The sequence below is a fragment of the Coleofasciculaceae cyanobacterium genome (genome assembly GCA_036703275.1).
GTDB lineage: Bacteria > Cyanobacteriota > Cyanobacteriia > Cyanobacteriales > Xenococcaceae > Waterburya.
Genome location: DATNPK010000026.1, coordinates 84,622 through 103,187, shown reverse-complemented (window position 1 = coordinate 103,187; position 18,566 = coordinate 84,622). Strand labels below are relative to the sequence as shown.

18 protein-coding genes are annotated in these 18,566 nt (G+C 37.2%); 3 read left to right on the top strand and 15 right to left on the bottom strand.

The window, feature by feature from the left end; all coding sequences use genetic code 11:
- Positions 1–81 precede the first annotated feature (81 nt).
- On the bottom strand, positions 82–762 hold the full coding sequence (locus V6C71_06485; GenBank protein ID HEY9768144.1) for a gamma-glutamylcyclotransferase: 681 nt from the start codon (positions 760–762) through the stop codon (positions 82–84).
- Between the two features lie 150 nt (positions 763–912).
- Here V6C71_06485 and V6C71_06480 point away from each other — a divergent pair, with 150 nt between their 5' ends.
- A complete protein-coding gene (locus V6C71_06480; GenBank protein HEY9768143.1) occupies positions 913–1,992 on the top strand; it encodes a DUF3616 domain-containing protein in 1,080 nt (359 codons plus the stop codon).
- Positions 1,993–2,059: 67 nt separating this feature from the next.
- On the opposite strand, the gene V6C71_06475 is transcribed toward V6C71_06480, so the two are convergent.
- The 13 genes from V6C71_06475 to V6C71_06415 all read right to left on the bottom strand — a co-directional run bounded on the left by V6C71_06475 (position 2,060) and on the right by V6C71_06415 (position 15,379).
- Positions 2,060–2,734 carry a DUF1361 domain-containing protein gene (locus V6C71_06475; protein HEY9768142.1) on the bottom strand — a complete coding sequence of 225 codons (675 nt, stop codon included), beginning with the start codon at positions 2,732–2,734 and terminating at the stop codon, positions 2,060–2,062.
- Between the two features lie 393 nt (positions 2,735–3,127).
- Entirely contained in the window at positions 3,128–4,081 is a 954-nt protein-coding gene (locus V6C71_06470; protein HEY9768141.1) for a sulfotransferase, read from the bottom strand.
- A 61-nt stretch (positions 4,082–4,142) separates the two neighbouring features.
- On the bottom strand, positions 4,143–4,919 hold the full coding sequence (locus tag V6C71_06465; GenBank protein ID HEY9768140.1) for a hypothetical protein: 777 nt from the start codon (positions 4,917–4,919) through the stop codon (positions 4,143–4,145).
- Positions 4,920–5,093: 174 nt separating this feature from the next.
- Positions 5,094–6,380 carry a glycosyltransferase family 4 protein gene (locus V6C71_06460; protein HEY9768139.1) on the bottom strand — a complete coding sequence of 429 codons (1,287 nt, stop codon included), beginning with the start codon at positions 6,378–6,380 and terminating at the stop codon, positions 5,094–5,096.
- Positions 6,355–7,626 carry an O-antigen ligase family protein gene (locus V6C71_06455; GenBank protein ID HEY9768138.1) on the bottom strand — a complete coding sequence of 424 codons (1,272 nt, stop codon included), beginning with the start codon at positions 7,624–7,626 and terminating at the stop codon, positions 6,355–6,357. Before V6C71_06455 ends, V6C71_06460 begins: the two co-directional genes overlap by 26 nt.
- A 178-nt stretch (positions 7,627–7,804) precedes the next feature.
- Positions 7,805–8,761 carry a phytanoyl-CoA dioxygenase family protein gene (locus V6C71_06450; protein ID HEY9768137.1) on the bottom strand — a complete coding sequence of 319 codons (957 nt, stop codon included), beginning with the start codon at positions 8,759–8,761 and terminating at the stop codon, positions 7,805–7,807.
- 122 nt (positions 8,762–8,883) lie between these two features.
- Positions 8,884–9,495 carry an acyltransferase gene (locus tag V6C71_06445; protein ID HEY9768136.1) on the bottom strand — a complete coding sequence of 204 codons (612 nt, stop codon included), beginning with the start codon at positions 9,493–9,495 and terminating at the stop codon, positions 8,884–8,886.
- A 126-nt stretch (positions 9,496–9,621) separates the two neighbouring features.
- Entirely contained in the window at positions 9,622–10,842 is a 1,221-nt protein-coding gene (locus V6C71_06440) for a polysialyltransferase family glycosyltransferase (protein ID HEY9768135.1), read from the bottom strand.
- A 3-nt stretch (positions 10,843–10,845) separates the two neighbouring features.
- Positions 10,846–11,436, bottom strand: coding sequence for an HAD-IIIA family hydrolase (locus V6C71_06435; protein ID HEY9768134.1), 591 nt, complete (start codon positions 11,434–11,436; stop codon positions 10,846–10,848).
- On the bottom strand, positions 11,433–12,278 hold the full coding sequence (kdsA, locus tag V6C71_06430) for a 3-deoxy-8-phosphooctulonate synthase (GenBank protein HEY9768133.1): 846 nt from the start codon (positions 12,276–12,278) through the stop codon (positions 11,433–11,435). The genes V6C71_06435 and kdsA overlap by 4 nt, the downstream gene beginning before the upstream one ends.
- A 16-nt stretch (positions 12,279–12,294) precedes the next feature.
- Positions 12,295–13,167 carry a sulfotransferase domain-containing protein gene (locus tag V6C71_06425; GenBank protein ID HEY9768132.1) on the bottom strand — a complete coding sequence of 291 codons (873 nt, stop codon included), beginning with the start codon at positions 13,165–13,167 and terminating at the stop codon, positions 12,295–12,297.
- A 144-nt stretch (positions 13,168–13,311) separates the two neighbouring features.
- Positions 13,312–14,361: an endo-1,4-beta-xylanase gene (locus tag V6C71_06420; GenBank protein HEY9768131.1), complete on the bottom strand. Its 1,050-nt coding sequence runs from the start codon at positions 14,359–14,361 to the stop codon at positions 13,312–13,314.
- Between the two features lie 109 nt (positions 14,362–14,470).
- Positions 14,471–15,379 (bottom strand): sulfotransferase, encoded by a 909-nt coding sequence (locus V6C71_06415; GenBank protein ID HEY9768130.1) that lies wholly within the window; start codon positions 15,377–15,379, stop codon positions 14,471–14,473.
- Between the two features lie 973 nt (positions 15,380–16,352).
- Between V6C71_06415 and V6C71_06410 the strand changes: the two genes are divergently transcribed.
- Positions 16,353–17,174 carry a glycosyltransferase family 2 protein gene (locus V6C71_06410; protein HEY9768129.1) on the top strand — a complete coding sequence of 274 codons (822 nt, stop codon included), beginning with the start codon at positions 16,353–16,355 and terminating at the stop codon, positions 17,172–17,174.
- Positions 17,175–17,198: 24 nt separating this feature from the next.
- Here the strand turns inward: V6C71_06410 and V6C71_06405 are convergent, their stop codons facing one another.
- Positions 17,199–17,330 (bottom strand): hypothetical protein, encoded by a 132-nt coding sequence (locus tag V6C71_06405; protein ID HEY9768128.1) that lies wholly within the window; start codon positions 17,328–17,330, stop codon positions 17,199–17,201.
- Between the two features lie 196 nt (positions 17,331–17,526).
- Between V6C71_06405 and V6C71_06400 the strand changes: the two genes are divergently transcribed.
- Positions 17,527–18,522, top strand: a complete 996-nt coding sequence (locus V6C71_06400; GenBank protein ID HEY9768127.1) for an NAD(P)-dependent oxidoreductase — start codon at positions 17,527–17,529, stop codon at positions 18,520–18,522.
- The last annotated feature ends 44 nt before the right edge of the window (positions 18,523–18,566 follow it).

Here is an 18,566-nt window from a genome sequence, read left to right as displayed (position 1 = left end):
AATTTAATTTGATTAAATCTGATTAATTTAGCTCGTTCGAGGGGTTTGGCATCGCTAAACTCCAGTGATAATGTGCTAATATTATTTAGCAAATAAAATAAGCTCTTGTTGCCTTTTTTTCACCAATCGCTCCAGTTCGATTAAAATTTCATCTTCAATTCCCGCTGCTAACAAACCCTGTACAGTATGGCTCAAATATTCGGCAGATGAACCTAAGCTGCCTTTAGCAGTAGCCAATGATTCAATAATCTTTTCAGGCGATAAATTATTGACGTACACGGGATGTTGACAGTTAACTGTAAACGCTAAAACTTCAATACTAGAATTACTATTTTTACCAGTAATCCAAGTAGGAAAATAAGAACCAACTACCATTTCTCTGCGCCACAGCAGTAACAATTCCGACTCTAGGTTTTCATCGATCGGTAAACGATAAGCAATTCCCTGGCAACGATCTCCTGGTTCTAAACCTAAAACTAAACCTGGGTTATCAATTGTACCCCTACCAACAGGTGCTAAAAGACAAAATTGTCTTTGCCAGCCTTCAACTACAACCGAACAGCGATCGCTATAATTAAATAATGGATTCCAAATTAGCGAACCATAGGCAAAGATCCACAGTTCTTTGGTCGACTGTTGCTGTAGAGTTGCTTTAATAGATTGCAGTAGTTCTTCGTCACTCCAGATTTTAAGATCTAATTTGGGATGAGCTAACAACTGTTGTAGCAGTTTCGATTCTAAAGCTTGGCGATTTAAGACCATTATCTATTGGTAATTAGATTTTAAATTACTAGTTTAACAATACCTTTCTAGATAGATAGATTCCGAGCAATTTTTAACTAAAATTTTAAAAACACGCAGAGCGTAATCGCAGTAAAATTAGCTACACTACACCATTAATTTAAAATTTATATGTCTCAGTCTCACCCCTCATACTTTTTTCTTACTCGCGTCTTGCTCGATTTTGAAGCTGAAAGAGAAAAAATCATCAGCGACATTTCCGCCGCGGCTTTTAGTCCTGATGGTAGTTTGTGGGTTGGTTCAGACGAAATGATTGGGATTGAAAGGCTTTCCCCTCTTGGCTGTCATCACTACGGCGAACATCAGAGTTTTTTACTGCAAGATTACATTGATTTGTTTAATACTGATGATGAAATGGACATCGAGGGAATGGATTTTTCTGATGGCTATCTCTGGCTTACGGGTTCACACAGTACTAAACGTAAAAAACCAAAAAAAGATGATTTGGCAACGAACCTAGAACGGATGGCAACTATTACAACGGATCTCAATCGCTTTATTTTAGCGAGAATTCCAGTGATTAACGGTAAGTTAATTAAGTCTTTTGTTCCTCAAGAGGGTAACAGCTTGAGTGCAGCCTGTTTGCAAACTACAGCCGAACGAAATATTTTATTTGAGGCTCTAACTGAAGATCCACATCTCAAACCATTTCTTGAAATGGGCATTCCTTCTAAAGATAATGGTTTAGACATTGAAGGATTGGCGGTTAAAGATGGACGTTTATTACTCGGTTTAAGAGGTCCTGTATTACGCGGTTGGGCAATTGTTTTAGAAATTGAACCAATAGAGAAGGAAGCGGGAATATTAGAACTTAAACAGATTGGTGATGATGGAGCAAAATATAAGAAATATTTTTTAAATTTAAACGGTTTGGGGGTGCGTGAGCTATGTTGGCAAGGTGACGATTTGCTGATTCTAGCTGGTCCAACAATGGCTCTTGAAGGAGAAATGCAGGTTTTTCGGTGGCGTAAGGCAGCGCAAAGCGAAGGGGATATGATTCAAGAACAAGATGAGTCTGAACTATTCCCTTTATTTGATTTACCCTTTACTATCGGTTCAGATCACGCCGAAGGTTTAGCTTTGTATTCTTGTTGGGAAGCAGAAGATGGATTGATGATGTTTTATGATTCTCCCAATCAGCTGCGACTTAAAGGAGATAAGCAAATATTTGTTGATGTTTTTCGTATTTAAATCTTCATTTAACGTGAGTTCGACCAAAAATTTTATTGGCAAATAAGCTAATTAATAATTTTGAAGTCTAATTATCTGAATTGGCAATAAAATAACGTATTCGGAGTAAAATGCCTAAAGTAATTTGTTTCATCACCCAATAAAATATTGTTAAAATAATAAAAGTAATGACTATTACTAATAAAGGTTTTTGAGTAGTTAAATCATTTATGGTTGAAGTAAATACAATATTAGGTTGAGTAACTAAATCCCAACTATTAAAGCGACGAAACCTGCCCAAATAAATACCGATCGCCGATAAAGCATGAGTTATCAGTTCGCTAGCTAGAATAAATTTTTTAGCTCCTTGTTGCTTAAGATAACGACTTTGATTGATCAAAGAAATTACATAAGCCTCCCAACCCATCAAAATCGCAAATAGGTGTAGAGGAATAAAGATTAACGTAGTAATCCAAATTGAATAACCCGCACGAATTGCCTCAATTAAATGTATTATGTCGGTTAACAAATAAGGGGCATTGGGTAAAAAGGCAATAAAAACGAGCCAACCTATCCACCAAAGTAGCGATCGCCGTTGCGCAAGTCTTTCGGACTCAGCCATTGGGCGACGTCGCTTTTTAGTACGTCTGGTAAATAACCAAAAGCTGAGAACTAGAGGAATAAAAGCCAAGAATAAATTCCAGACGATCCAACCGCTATATTTATTAAATGAGCTAAAAGCTTGATCTAGTATTGATTCCATTGGTTTACCTTAGTAGAAAAAATAAGATTTCTAAAATTTGTTTAGTCGATCGCTGACCAAACATCTATTTTAAAAAGCAAAGATTTAATTCTACAGACTAAACCTCAAAAGTGACTACAAAATGATTTTTTTTAATTGTTTTTGCGAGCGACTGATTTTTATTCTCATGATGGAGTGGTTTATCGTAATTGCATATAAGAAGTAAGTCACAAGTCCCCTCATTCGAGGACAAGCCACAAGGGGATAACATCAGAAGTCAGGGGAATTTTGGCTATTTTACTCCAAGAGTGCTTCATAAATCTAATAAAAAATCGAAGAAAACAACGAGCGCCATTTTTTTCGCGATCGCTAAATACATTCTTTTTTTACTTAAATCAATCAAAAGTGTAACTACTACATATTCCAATCTCGATCTAAATAAAATCTGTTAGCGACTTCTTCTGTTTTTGCTCTAATTCTATATATTTCTTCTTCGCTAAGTCTATGTTGCCAATTGAAAATATTTGCTTTACTATCTCGTTTTAAATTACCATTAGTAAGCCACAAAAAGGCATTTTCATTTTTAAATGTTTCGCTAGGATTTTGAGGATTACTATATTCTTCAATTGTTTGCTTAATTTCGGCTGAAAAATTTAAGTTTAGATGATTAAAAATTGCTTGAAAACCAGCTAGAGGATTTAAGGAAATATCCTCATGCTTGATAAACATCCAATTTTTATGATGATCGCGATACTTGGCGACGACATGATAAATTAGCTTCCACAATAATGATGCTCGATCCACAGGATCATATTCTTTTATAGTAGATTCTCTTATTTCTTTTTCAAAAAGATATAGGTGTTTCTCCATTAGTAAAGGCTGCTTTAAAAGATGCTCAAAATCAAAGTACCAATTTTTCTTTATATAACTACTAACGAAAGCAGCAGGATGTCTAATTAATACCACCACGTCCATTTCAAATTTTTCTGCCAACCATTCTGTCGAAAATACTGCTATTGGATCTTTAAAAAGAGGTCGAGCATTTGAGATACGATATTGATAAAAATTGCTATAGTCTCTTAAAAGTCGTAATGTATCTTTTAAAGATTTTATTGCTTTAATTTCTTCTTGAAAATTATACAAAAAGTGAATTGTTTTGTCGATATCATCGATAAAATAAGACTCATTTTCCTGTGAAATATATGTAAACCAATGCTCAAATTTAGCACTACAGATACCAGGACGATGCTCTAAATTGAATGGTTCTTTAATATAACCTACCATAGGAGATAGACCAATCATCTTACCCACCCAGGTTGAACCAGAACGATGTGAACCTGTCACAAGTATTGGTTTTCTTGAACTCATAATTATTACTTGATCGACTTTACTAATATTGTTAATTTGTTAAATATTTATATTTTACTTGTTAGCTATTAAAGTAAAATTTAAAGTCTTTTAAAGCAATTATTAGCGCCAGGCTCAGACGATAAGGAATATTTCTCCATCGCTTCAGACGCTCCAAGATAGTTTTAGACTCCATGCTATGGCTTGTGATATGTAGATGCTGACGAATTTTTTTTAATTCTTCTAAGTTTTTGCCACTTCTAACCGTTAATCCAGCCTTAGTAGCAGCCAATCCCATTGAATTTTCTTCAGCATAATGAAGATTTTTTAATTCAAAATATCTGCCAATTTTATCCCAAGTTTTAAAAAACTCAATTTCTTTTCCATCTTCTTTTGATATGGCAAATATGTTTCCTGGAATTAAGTTAGTGACTTTTAAATCAATATTCAGCTTATCTGCTATTTGCTGCGTTATCTCTGCTCTATATTTGTTTCTTTGGTTGACCTTACATTTAAGAATATTATCAATTCTATGTACTGTAATTCCTGGTTGAATAGTCATATTATTATCTATAGGAGCTATAATTTTGCTATCTGCATCAAAAAATATAGCAGCATTAAATATTGACAAAGCCTTTTCGATAACCAATCTTTTGTCATTCATACAGCTATGCACACCTTTTTGATAATGTTTAAAAGCTAAAACATTACTACAGCTTTCAAATTGCCTTGGCTGGTCTGTATATACTATTAGCATTTTTTCGGGAGCATACTTAGCCAAATCCGCCGCCAATTCTTTTGCTAAAAGACAGTATCTATGGCTGATTGCTAGCGTACAAAAGCAAAAATCTTTATTCATATTACTTAGATCTTACTTAATAATTTGCGTCAAAAATATGATTATTTATTTTAATAAAAACAAAATTAAAATTTAGAATTTATAGGAAACTACTAATTTAATCATCAAAGTTATTTTCAGCTTTATTTTTGCTATATTTATTAGTATTTTTCTAAATTTATTTATAAGAAAGTTTTAAGACGAATTATGCTGTTTTTTGCCATTTTTTTGCTCTTGTTGAACCAAAATGTCAGTATAAAGAGACGCATAATTGCGTGCCTGTAATTCCTGAGCAAACTCTTGTTCGGCTTTTTGACGAGCGCGATCGCTTAATTTATGATGCCGTTCTTTGTTTTCTAATACCCAAGCAATTCCTCTAGCTAAATCTTCTACTTCAAAGGGTTGAGCTAGATAACCATTTTGCTGATGCTCGATTATTTCTGGCATCCCGCCAATTTTAAAAGCAGTACAGGGAGTTCCACAGGCGATCGCTTCTACTACCGTGTTAGGCAGGTTATCTTGCAGCGACGGTGCGACAAAGATATCGGCGGCAGCATAAACTTGTGCCAAAGAGATATCATCGCTCAATTTCCCGAGATAATGAGTTTTAAAGCCCAAATCCGTCTGTTTGTCTGACTGTGACGCACCAACAACAACTAACTCTATTTTTTCCCGCCATCCTGACTGACATAAGCTTTGCAAAGCTGCCTGAAGCAAGTGAAATCCCTTACGGCGATCGCTGGTGGCTTTAATCGCTCCAAATAGTACCAGTTGTTTGTCTTGAGGCAGATTGAGTAGCGATCGCACTATTTGACTATTGACTGGCTTATATTTTTTTAGATCGAGACCATTGGGAATCACCTCAACTCTTAGATTTCTAAACAGAGAACTAGAACGAGCGCATTTAGCTAACCACTCACTCGGAGCAACAATAGTCAAGGGAATATTTTGCCAAGCTTGAGATTTTCGCTGCCAAATCCAACGGGACAAATCCCAGTTGCGATCGCTTTTAAGTTGAGGGCAAGCACCACACGACTCAACGTATCGACCACACTCTCGATCGTAATGACATCCTCCAGTAAAAGCCCACATATCGTGGAGAGTCCAAACAATTGGTCGCCCTAACTTAGCCATTGTTTCAATACGCACATGGCTGTTTTTAATCCAATGTAGATTAATCAAATCAGGATCGAGTTGAGTAACTTTAGAACAAATTGCATCAGGCAGCCATTGAGTTGAGAATGAAATTTGAGTATCCCGACGATAAATCCGTGGCGGGATTGTATCTAAAATGCCTCCCAGCGTGGCAATGCTCTTTTCGATAATGGTTTGGGGGGCAATTACTGTTGGATCGTCGCTGACTTTGATTTGTACCAGCATTTGAGAATTAACGTTGAGGCTTTCAAGTCCCTGATGTAATCGATAGGCAGCACGAGCAGCTCCTCCCTCAACATCTTTAGTGCTGATATGTAGTATTTTCATATTGAAGATTCTTTAATTTGTTACCAGTCTTCAAAATTCTCTTTAAGTGAATGGCAGTCGAGCAGGCGGATGATACATATAAAACCCAATATAAAGAGCGATAAGCCAGAAATTCCCCCGCATTATTGGCAATATTGCCCAAAGCCATAAAAATTAACAGCTGAAGCATCCAAAAATACTCTATTTGTCTAGTTAGACCTAACAGCAAGACCACTCTAAACAGTAGAGTCATAAAACTAAGCGTCACTAGCGACACGCCTACCCAACCTAGTTGCAAAAACAAATCGATGTAGGCACTGTGAGCGTGAGCTTTTGTAATACCATCTGCTATAGTTGACATCCACGGTACATTGAGAGCCACCAGTAAAGTCTCCTGGGGATTAGTCCAAAATGCACCATATCCATAACCTAGCCAAGATTTCTCCATCCCTCTTTGGATTAAATAATTCCACAAAGGGATACGTCCAGTTAATTCCACATCTTTGCCCAGAAGCTCGACCGTGATGAACTCTAAATTGAGCAAAGTAGCTACAATCAGAACTAAAGCGATCGCGAAGGCAAAAACACTAAGAAAAGTTCTCAACCGATACTCCTGTTTGGCAAGTTTATAAAGTAACAACAGAGGAAGCAAGGCAATGAATACCGCCAGACCACCTTTTCCCTTAGAAAGCACAATTAAGATAAAGGAAATTCCCGCTCCCAAAGAGACAATCCTTCGATATTTATAGCCATAAAGAGCGAGATCCAAAAAAAGCGTAGCAGCTAAACCCATGGCAGCTGATAAGGCATTTTTATGACCAGCAATTCCTTGCCAAGACAATCCCTCAGTATTAATATCCGTCCCGTAAGATGGCAAAATTAACGAAGCTACTAAACTAAGCAACATATAACTGCCGAACAGCCAAACCATTAAGCGCATTTGCTCTTTTGGCGTGTAGCGCGTTGCCAGATAGATGCCGAACGCAGTCGAAAATGTCAAGGCTCTACTGTGAGCCAAGGTTTCCTCTGGATTGGTAGACCATAGCACCGAAAACACAGCAATTGCTACCGCCAGGATCAGCGGTATATCTCTAGTTGCAACATAAATGAATTTTTTCCATTGCCGAATGATCAAAAGAGGAATGATTAAAAAACTTAGTAGAGCTAAAGCACTAGGAATTGGGTTAGGAAGATCAATTCCAAGGTAAAATGCAGACAAGCACAAAGTAATTCCTAATTCTATATTTTTCGATAAATGCTGGTTCAATGTTTTTTTCTCTTACATTTATTTATCAGCTTGTTGTCAAAAAATGCTTGGTATCTCTAATACTAATACGCTTTCATCTAGCAGATAAATAACTTAGTTAAGCCATATTTTATGACCGCCATAATTGTTTAAAGTTAAAGAGCGAAAATTTACTATACAATCGGTTAAAGCTAAAACTTTATTCAGAATAATCTTCATAGCTTTTTCTACGCATATCCATAGTAATTTCTTCACCTCTTAATTTATTAAAGAAGTAAATTGCATACTGTTTGACATTCCATCCATATACTCTCAAATTGTTTCTTCTGATCAAAATATGAGGATTAGCCGAACGTTTTAACCAAGGGGTTTGAGCATCTAGGCGTTCCAAATGTGAGGGATAAAAGTGAGCTGTAAAAGATTTACGGCTGAATTGAGGATTTTTATTCTGGTAAGCACCATGAATAGTATAAGGATGCCAAAATAAAACATCTCCTTTGTTCAAAGGAAAAGCTTTGTATTCACAGTTCTTTTCTTGAATTAGCTTGATTATTTTTTTCCTCATATCTTCATGATCGGGAATTAGGGCTTTGAGTCCCCCTTTTGTTGACGATGTATTCTCGCGACTGAAGACCTGCGCTTTATGGCTACCTGGAATTACGAAAAAGCAGCCAGAATCTGGATGAATATCTTCTAGGGCATACCAGACACCAATCAGATTTCCTGGAGGATTAGTATCTAAATAATAGTGGTCTTGATGCTCTACAGTTCCTGTTGACTTGTCAAAAAACATATTTTGCCACATTGTATGACTAGAGGAGCCAGATAATATGCCCAGTATCTCAGAAATTGGCTGAGCGATTAAGCACTTTAAGGTAGCTTGCGAAAAACCAGGAAAAAATTTTAAATCTTGAACTCTTTCTATAGACTCTTCAATAAAACCTTCATTAGTAATTTTAGGTCGCAAAGGCAAGTGCAAACTTTGGCTGTAATAAATAAAAAACTTGTTGCGCTTTATTTTTTCGTACTGTTTAATAAAATGCTCTATCTTGGCACGATCTAAAAGTGTTTTGATTACCACATATCCATAAGATTCATAATAGTCTTTAATTCCCGTTACATCATCTATGGCAAATTTCGTTATTGATGCAGTCATTTAATTACCCTCTGAGTGCGAATACAATCAAAAAAAATTAACTATGATCCCAAAATCATTCAGATTAACAAACTTATTAACCAAATAATTATTGGCTATTTAATTTTGCCTGCTGATACTTACTAAGTGCTGGGATAAGCTAAATATTTAGATTTGACAACATTTCTAATCTTTCTTGCTGGTATTCCTGCCCAGACTTCATTGGCTGGAATGCTTTTGGTAACCACACTACCTGCTCCAACCACCGAATTTTTGCCGATCGCACAACCAGGAAGAACAGTTACCCCCGCCCCAATCCAGACATTTTCCTCGATTGAAACTCCCACTTTTGATTCATCCCAAGGTAGATCTCGATAAGGTTTTTCTCCAGAAATTAGATGATTAGATGCAATCAATGATACTTGCTGAGCGAGCATGGAGTTGCCAGCGATCGATATTTCCCCTCCCGCAGCCCGAATATTTGCTCCTGAGCCAATAATTACTTTTTCGCCAATAATTAGACGACCTGGAATACTAGTTAATGGCGAGCTAACTTCGACAACGATCTGAGAAAATGGTTCGATCAGCGTCTGGCTACCAATGCTAATCGCCTCAATATCATCATATTTCCAAACTATAGGAGCAGATAGATTGGCATCGGGGTTGTTGTATTGCACATAAAGATTTCTGAACGAGTGAACTACTGGTTTTCTGACGAGCCAAAATAGTTTTTGCCAGCGTTTTTTTATGGTCATAGGACATTTTTCTAACTGTTTAGGGAAAAACTCGATTTAGATTTTTGAGCATTGCTGAATTGGGATATGAAATTGAAATAATTATTTTAGTAATCTATTAGATTGGATTTAGTAAAAAGCTAAAAGCTACGAATTGTAATATTTTATATTAGCAACGCCGATTTTTGTTAGTGCCTCTTTTAAGTCCTGTTCGTGTTTAATTCTACCAGGGGCATAATCTTGAGCAAAAAATTTACTAGTAATTTTATTGCCAAAACCAATAAAAGAATGAATATTAAACAGTAATTTTAATGATAAACAAGCAGAGCTAAAGGCAAATACTCTAACTTGATTAGTTAACTTTAAATTCTCATCCAAAAAAGCTGCTGTAAAAAAAGCTTCAAAAGGCAGAAAAAAGAAGCTCGTTTCTGAAAGAATAATAATTTGCTCAAAAAGCTCTTTCAGGGTCTTGCTCAACGCTACCATTTTTTGCAGGCTATCTCTCGGATGCGGTTTAATAATTAAAACCGAGCCTTGAGAAACATCAATACTATCGAAAAACTCTCGATAAGCCTCTATTTCTTGTTGTAATGTCATTCTCCCAGCCTCAGAAAAATTTGAGGTCAAAAGAATTGATACGGGCGCATCCCCTATTTGCTGCCGTAATTGGCTGATATAATCGCGATCTAACAGACTTTTTAATTGTTTGAATATTTTGAGCAGACTTGTCTTGTCAGTTATGGTAACTGGCATCGGCGGGTTTTCGCCTAATATGTATGGAAGACAAAAATAGCCTCGGTCGAAGTCGATCGCCCGCAAAACTGGATAACCCAAAATTAATTTAGTGCGATTAATCGACTCGATCAGCAGCTTACTTAATAGTTGTTTGGGTAAACTTTGAGGCAGAAAAAATGCCTTAGAGTCTGACCCAAAGTAAATGCCGATACTATCACCATAGCAAATCTTTTCGGCTAACTGATAGGCATTAGTAAAAAGCTGATTGCCAAATTGCCAGTTTCGGGATAAGTAAATTTCATCAGCAGAATCTGTTTCAACTAGCTCATGCACTCTCTGAAAATAGGTTAAAGAATTGGTTGAGCTACTTTTACTAGCCATTGCCTGCATCTGTTCGGGAAGAATATATACTATTTTTTTCCAGTCACAGATTAGTTGCGCCATTTTTTTGATGAAGGCAGCAAAGGCATCGATTTGTCCTGGAGGAGAATTGAGATCGTAAATAACCAGGTAATTTTCGTATTGGTAGTCTATTTGCTCTTGCTCTCGATAGTTAAGAACTGATAAAGCGGTAACTAGCTGAATACTACCTTGACAAGTAACGATCCTTTTAACGAGCTTGCTACTTTTCATTTTTCAATCAAAAATTTTGCTTTTATGGTGAGAAATTATCTCGTTCCCGCTTGACGAGACTCTGCCGTTAGACAATGAAGATTGTAACTTGCGTTGGTGTACTTGCCATAAAAGATTGCAGATTTCGCGAACGCATCCTTGCCCTCCTTTTAACTCAGTTACATATACGGCATGAGCTTGATTTTCTGGTATGGCATCAGCTACCGTTAAGGGACAACCAACAGACTGTAAAATTGGTAAATCGTTAAGATCGTCACCAACATAAGCGACTTGAGCCAGAGATAAATTTAGTTCGGCACAAATTTGTTGGAGAGTAGCTAACTTGTTGTCAATGCCAACAAAAGCACGCTGAATACCTAGCTTTTTTGCTCGATAAAGGGTTGCAGCAGAATTATTGGCACTAATAATGGCTACTTCAATTCCCGCCTGCATGACCAACTTGATTCCCTGTCCATCTTTGACATTAAATTTTTTTAGCTCTTCTCCGGTATTACTGTAGTAAAGACCACCATCAGTCAAGACACCGTCTACATCTAGTGCCAGTAGCTTAACCTCAGACAAACGAGTCTGTAAAGCGTTTAAATTTCTACTCATGACACGCCTACAGGGATAGTTAGTTCTAAACTATTATTATGGATACTGGCTACCTGTCTAAGAATTTTTTCTAAATTGGCTAAAGGTATCATATTAGGACCATCACTAGGAGCAACATCTGGAGTCTCGTGGACTTCCATAAACAAGGCATCAATACCTACTGCTGCTGCTGCTTTGGCTAAGTAGGGGACAAACTCTCGCTGTCCGCCTGTTTGGTCTCCTTTGCCTCCTGGCATCTGAACGCTGTGGGTCGCATCAAAAACTACTGGATAACCTAGTTCTCGCATCTGCGGTAAAGAACGAAAATCTACCACGAGATTGTTGTAGCCAAAAGAAGTACCCCGCTCAGTCAAAAGAATATTTTTAGCCCCACCGTGTTCTAGTTTTTTGACCACATTTTTCATGTCCCAAGGGGCGAGAAACTGACCTTTCTTGACATTAATCGCTTTTCCCGTAGCAGCAGCAGCCAAGAGCAAATCAGTCTGACGACAAAGGAAGGCAGGAATTTGCAGAACATCTGCTACTTGGGCTACAGTAGCAGCCTGATTGCTTTCGTGAATATCGGTAAGAACGGGTATGCCCAGCCGATCTTTGATTTTTTGTAAGATGTTTAGCCCTCTGTCCAAGGGGTGACCGCGAAAGGAATTAATTGAAGTCCGATTAGCTTTGTCAAAAGAAGATTTAAAAATGAAAGATATGTTTAGGCGATCGCATATCTGGTAAATTTCCTCGGCCATTTTTAACGTGAAATCTTCTGATTCTATGACGCAAGGGCCACCAATTAAAGTTAAAGGTTGGCGATCGCCAATCGAAAGCCTACTTGTGATTTGAGTCTGATGCATAAGTTACAAATTATATTTATTGGTGTGCGACTTTTATTGGTTTTATCATTTCATAACCAAGCTGCTGCATGGTAGAACCATGTATATTCTGCAAAAGTTGTCTTTGCTGGTCAGTGTAATATTCTTCCCAACCTCTAGCTTGACCAGCACGAAAATGTTTGGGATCTTGTTGATTCAACTCTTCAAATGAGGTCATTTTATTAGCTGAATTATATCCAAGTCCAATCGCGGCTGATATTCGCTCGCAGCTTTGCAGAGGATTTAAGAGTGAATCTTCAAAGCGAATACGGATTAATCTGCCGTTCACCAGAGGAATGGCTTTACTCCAAAGCTGATGATAATTACTCCATGAACTTCCCCTAATCTCTTGCGATAAAGAAATTGTCGTATTGCCATTAGCCTTTTTTAAATTAAAATAAGACCAAAGAACCGCCCCAGGATGACGAATGGGCTGGATTACATATTCACCTTCAAAATACTTTTTAAACGGAAGTCGATGAGTTTTAATAAAGAAGTAGCAATCTTCACCTGCTAACTGCTGACGATGTTTTGGAGTCAGCACTCTCGAACAGTCAGGAAGTAGGTAGCGACAGTTTTTCGTATAGGGCGGTACATTTAAGTCGTACCAAGCAATCCACCGATTGAGATTGTTGTTCAAAGTTCGTGCTTGTAATTTATCCCATCGTGATGGCGAATGAGAATTTTCATTTGGCCAACGCCAGTTGGTGATAAAAGATACTGTGCCACTAGCATAGGTCTTGGCTTTTTGGCTTCCTCTACCTCTGCTTCCTCGATCATCTGTAGTTATGGGTCGCTCGAAAAAAGTCTGAATTATTTTCTGAGTTAATGAATTTCCCGAACGTGGATATGAGGCAAGATAAATAATCATGTCTATAAATATTGTGCTGAAAAAGATGAAGAGATGCCCGATAATAATCTTATTGCTCTTGGCTCTTAGCTAAAATGGATTGGCATTTATTAGATTACCTTTATATTTAAATAAAATTTCAGCTGCTGATTTACTAACGCCCTTTTAGTTATAGTTACTTAAAGCTTGTTGGAAACCATAGTAGGCAGGCTTTGGCTCCATATAACCTTCAAATAAAAGAGCAAACTCATCTTCGCGATAATCACCCATTTGTCCATCATTTAATCCCCACAGGTGAATCTGATCGACACCCCCTTCTCTAGCCGCTTTGACCACGTTATAATAATATTGTTTCTGTTTTTTTCTTCCCTGTTTGCTACCGTCATTGCCAACATCCAATTCGGTAATGTAAACCTCTAACCCTAAATCTTTATACCTTCTAATATTGTTTTTCAAGCCCTCCCAATCATAAGTGTCATCTGTGCTTAGATGTGTTTGAAAACCGACGGCATCCAACGGTACTCCTTGATTGAGTAGATGCTTTACCAACTGATAAAACATTTGATATTCATCGTTATCTGGAAATTCAATCCCGTTATCTCGTAACTCTAGCTTGTTGTTGGTATATTTTCGAGCAATTTCCAATGCTTTACGAATGTAGACGGGGTGATGAGTCAGTACTTTGTCCGCTCCTGTCAGTCCCGATCGATCCTCTTCCGTTCCTAATTGATTCCAGATCGTTCCTGTATAAGGAGCTCCGCCTTCGAGCCAAAGAGTTTCATTAACCACATTCCAGATATCAATTTTGCTGCCATTATTGTTGCTGTGCATCACCTCGCGAATATAATCTTCCATAATGTCTTCTAATTGCGCGTTCGTGTAAGACTTATCCAGAAACCATTGAGGATAATATTGATTTGGACCAACTAGTAAATGAGCCATTTGCACGAGTCCGCTATCCTCAAACCAGTTAACTGTAGTATTAAACTGCGAAAAATCATACTGTTTGAAACCTGTCCAAAGGGTTTTGGGATAACACAAGACTGTTCCCGCGCTCATCTCGCGCTTAAATAAAGTTCTATACTTTTGCTGGCTTTTGCCGTCTTCTGGGAAAAGAGTATTATATGTCCCCACACTGCCAATTTTGGTATCAGATGTTGCCAAATCTTTTAATCTACTACCGCTTGGTAATACCTGAGCCGATAATTGGATCACCAAGAAAATTAATAACCCAATTATGATGGCAAGACTGATTATTGTCTGCTTATTTTTGCGGAAATATCGGTAATATCTGGATTTCACTGGTTATTTTCGTTGGTAAAAATTATTTGGTCACAAGTTCAAACTCTTTGGTAACTTGTTTGGTGATTTCTCTGATTTGGTCAATTTCGTGGTCAGTCAAAATTGAACGAGCTTTACCTGCTTCTGCCTTGAGTGATTCACCTCTGCCTTCTTTCATCGCTAAAATTGACCAGATTTTTTCATTTGAATACGAAACGCCCAGCCATTTTAGGGTTGACTCGGCAATACTGGGATCGGCAATTAAATTTTCGTAGACAACCAGCAAACTTGTGGGGCTATTTTTTGCTTTGAAGTCTCTAAAATAAGTATTTTGCTTTCTCCATGCCTCGGCTTCCCTGGCAATTGAAAATTCGCAGTTCTCTTTAAGATTTTTTGCCTGTGAAATTGTTAAGCGATCGCCCAAACCTGATTGTTTTTTCAAGTATTTGAAGAAATATGCTGCAATTACATCTACTGGATCGCGAATTATAAAAATGAACTTGGCATCAGGATATAAATCTGCAAGCATTTCTAAAGTTCGGCAACCTTGACCGTATTTAATTTCTTTAAATCCCCAAGACACATTTTTAGTAACATTAGGGGGCTTAAAAAAGTTTTTGATCAAAGAGCGAAAAATATCTTTGACTTCTTTCTGGCTATACCAGTTACACCATGCTGGCCATAGTTTAGAATTTTTTAGTTGTTGAGCTTTAGCTTGAGGAGTATCAAAAGGGTTATTTCGCAGAGGAATGTTGTGAAGTATTGTTTTATCTTCAAAATTTAAAAAATAAGCCTCGGCAATTTGGCTTAGAAAACCGCCATGTTCACCCCAAATGACTACATTTTCCGCACTATTAATAATTCTTTGCAAAAGTGTAGTGCCACTTCTGCCTGTTCCTAATATAAATACAGGTGGTTGCTGATGGTTGTTGGCTAAGAATTTGTTGAGCATAAGTTTGAATTATCTATTTAGAAATAGCCGTCATTATGATGCGCTGTAGAAAACCGTGTCAATAAAATAGATATGTAGTTGCGTTCAATAAGAGAAATTCTAAGCATAGTCTTCAAATATTGAGCTGCATAATATTTGATATATTTTAAGCAAGCCCAAATAGAGAATCTTGACAGAGTATACAGAGTTTCCAATATGGGGGAATAAAGATCTTTGTTTTACTTAAAAATAAATTCAGTACTTACATACTTGCTAAGGATAACGTCTATTTATGGCAATCCTATGAAGGATGTTATGTTAATAGCTTGATTTTACACATGAAAGCATATTTAGCTATTATTTGTCAATTAACTGCATAATTCGTGGTATCAGAAAACACTAAAAGTCAAACTGGAAACACTTTTAGCCAAAAGCGATCGCTATATTTTCTGGCAGGCGTTACAAAAATAAGTAATGCCTTGAGGTGATAGTCTGTTAACAATTGTTCCACAATAGTTTAAACAGAGATAATGCTGAAATCCTGGCTCGATTACTTGATTTTGCTGGTTATAGATTGCTCAATGCTTGAAAAAATAATTTTCATGTTTAGAGATATTTTTACATGATGTTGAAAAAATATTGAATTTGAGTATACTATTGAATTTGAATATTTAAATACATGACTTGCTCATAGCAATCAGATTTTACAAGAAGTTTATCTATATAAGCTTTATTGGTAAAAGATATATAGCTGCATTAATAATTAGAGACGTAACTGATCAAATCATAAATTAATTCAGTTATAGCTTACAACATCAGGATTTAGTCAATCAAATAGCTTGAAGCAGAAAAAAATAAAAATACTAATTAGTATTTTTATTACGCACCGTTCTTTAGTTTTTTTAACGGTTTTGTATCTTGCTTTAAGAACCAAAATCCGTAGATCCGCAAAGATTTTAGTCAAGACTCAAAAACACTATATAATTAAACTACGATGGATCGAACGTACCCAAAGATATCAATCGTTACACCCTCTTTTAATCAGGGGAAATTTATCGACTCAGCTATCCAAAGCGTACTCCAACAAAATTATTCTAATTTTGAGCATATAATTTTAGACAATTGTTCTACAGATCGAACAGTTGAAATTTTGCAACAGTATCCTCATCTAATTTGGCAGTCTAAACCAGATCGAGGTCAAAGCGATGCGCTAAATCAAGGATTTCGGATGGCAACAGGTGACATAATTGGTTGGCTTAATGCCGACGATTTATATTTACCTGAATGCTTTAACAAGATTGCGGCATCTTTCGCTAGTTTCCCGGAAAGCGATATTGCCTATGGAGACTATCGTTGGATAGATGAACAGGGCAGTATCATCCAATTTAGAAAAGAACTCGACTTTGATTTTTTTATTCTCAAATATCTTCATGTTTTGTACATACCCAGTACATCCACATTTTTTAAGCGCAGGATATTTGAAGAGGAAAACTTTTTGGATAATTCACTCAAATATTCAATGGACTATGAATTCTTTTTACGTCTGGCTCGAAAAAAATATCGGTTCGTTCACATTGCTTCTTATTTGGCGGACTTTAGATGGCATAAAGAAAATAAATCGCTCATTGCTTATGAGGAACAAAACGCAGAGAAAAAAATCGCTTTATTACGACACGATCATTTCTTACAAAAAACTCCGCTGCATATTCAATCAGCTGTCAGAAAGCTACTCGAATTATTGGCGCGGGGAAAACGCTATTTATTAAAAGGTTCTAAAGGCTATTACTTTGAGCAATGGCAGAAGAAATCTAGTTAAACCAAAAGCATTGCTTTGAGTGTTTCAGACTTGCCCTAAAGGATTCACTAAAGTACTAGCTTCGCGTCGCCCGTGCATGGTATATGCGTAGCGGTATGCTAAAGCACTAACTACGTGTCGTCCGTTCAGGGAAACCTTCGGACGATGCCCGTGCATGACTAGCGGCGGCTTTTGGGACAGAATCTTCTGACCCAAAACGCGCCTTAGCTTCGCGTGACGCGAACTTCTAATCCTTTAGGGCTTTAGTATAAGCTTCGCGTCCTCCGCGACACGGTTGCGGCTAGGACAAGCCCCGCCTCGAAAGGCGGGGAAAGCTCCTTACAATTTACCTTCTTGTGAACAAGTAAATACGATGAAAATTTTAATTACGGGAGGCAGAGGGTACGTAGGACGTGCTTTGACTCGGCTTCTGATGCAAGACCATTCAATCTGTGTAGTTGACAATCATCGATATGGATTATCTCGGTTTAATCGAGAAGAGTTGCCCTATTTTCAACTAGAAAATATAGATATTCGCGATCTTGAAAAACTGGCTCAAGTTGTTAATGATTTTCAGCCAGAAATTATAATTCATCTAGCAGCAATTCACTATATCCCAGAATGTGAAATGCATCCTGGTCTTACGATATCGACAAACATTGAAGGAACAGTCAATTTATTGTCTTTGTGTCCACTAAATTGCCGATTTGTATTTGCTAGTAGTGGAGCAATTTACAGTCCTCAGGATCTTCCCCACAGCGAAGCCAATTCTCCCACCGAACCAATGGATATCTATGGCTTTACCAAACTTCAAGGCGAACATTATGTTAAATATTTTGCTAAAAGGCGAGGCTTTGCTGCCATCATTGTTCGTTTATTTAATGTAGTTGGTTCAGGTGAAACTAACCCCCATTTATTACCAGAAATTTTTGCTCAACTAAAGTCATCGCAACGCACGATTAAATTAGGCAATTTATCTCCTAAACGCGATTATATTGACGTTCGCGACGCTGCCAGAGGTTTCTGGGCCGTAGCATCTCGTGGAGAAGTATCAAATAAATCTGTTATTACCGTCAATCTAGGAACTATGAAGCAATATTCGGTCACTGAATTACTTAATAAAATAAGACGTCTTAGCGGAATTGAATTTAAGATTGAACAAGATGTTAAACGCCTGCGTAAAGTAGACCGACCTTATCTTCATGCTGATATTTCCCAAATTGAAGCTTTATTTGGCTGGAAACCAAAATTTAATATTAATGACACCATCCAAGAAATGATTCATGAGCCAGATCTTCCTGCTCATCTAGTTGAAAAATATTCTTTATCGACTGCTACATTCGCCAAGCCTGAGTTGTATGCCAATTGATGACTATCAAATTTTATTTACTGTATTGTGTTGTCGACCTAGTC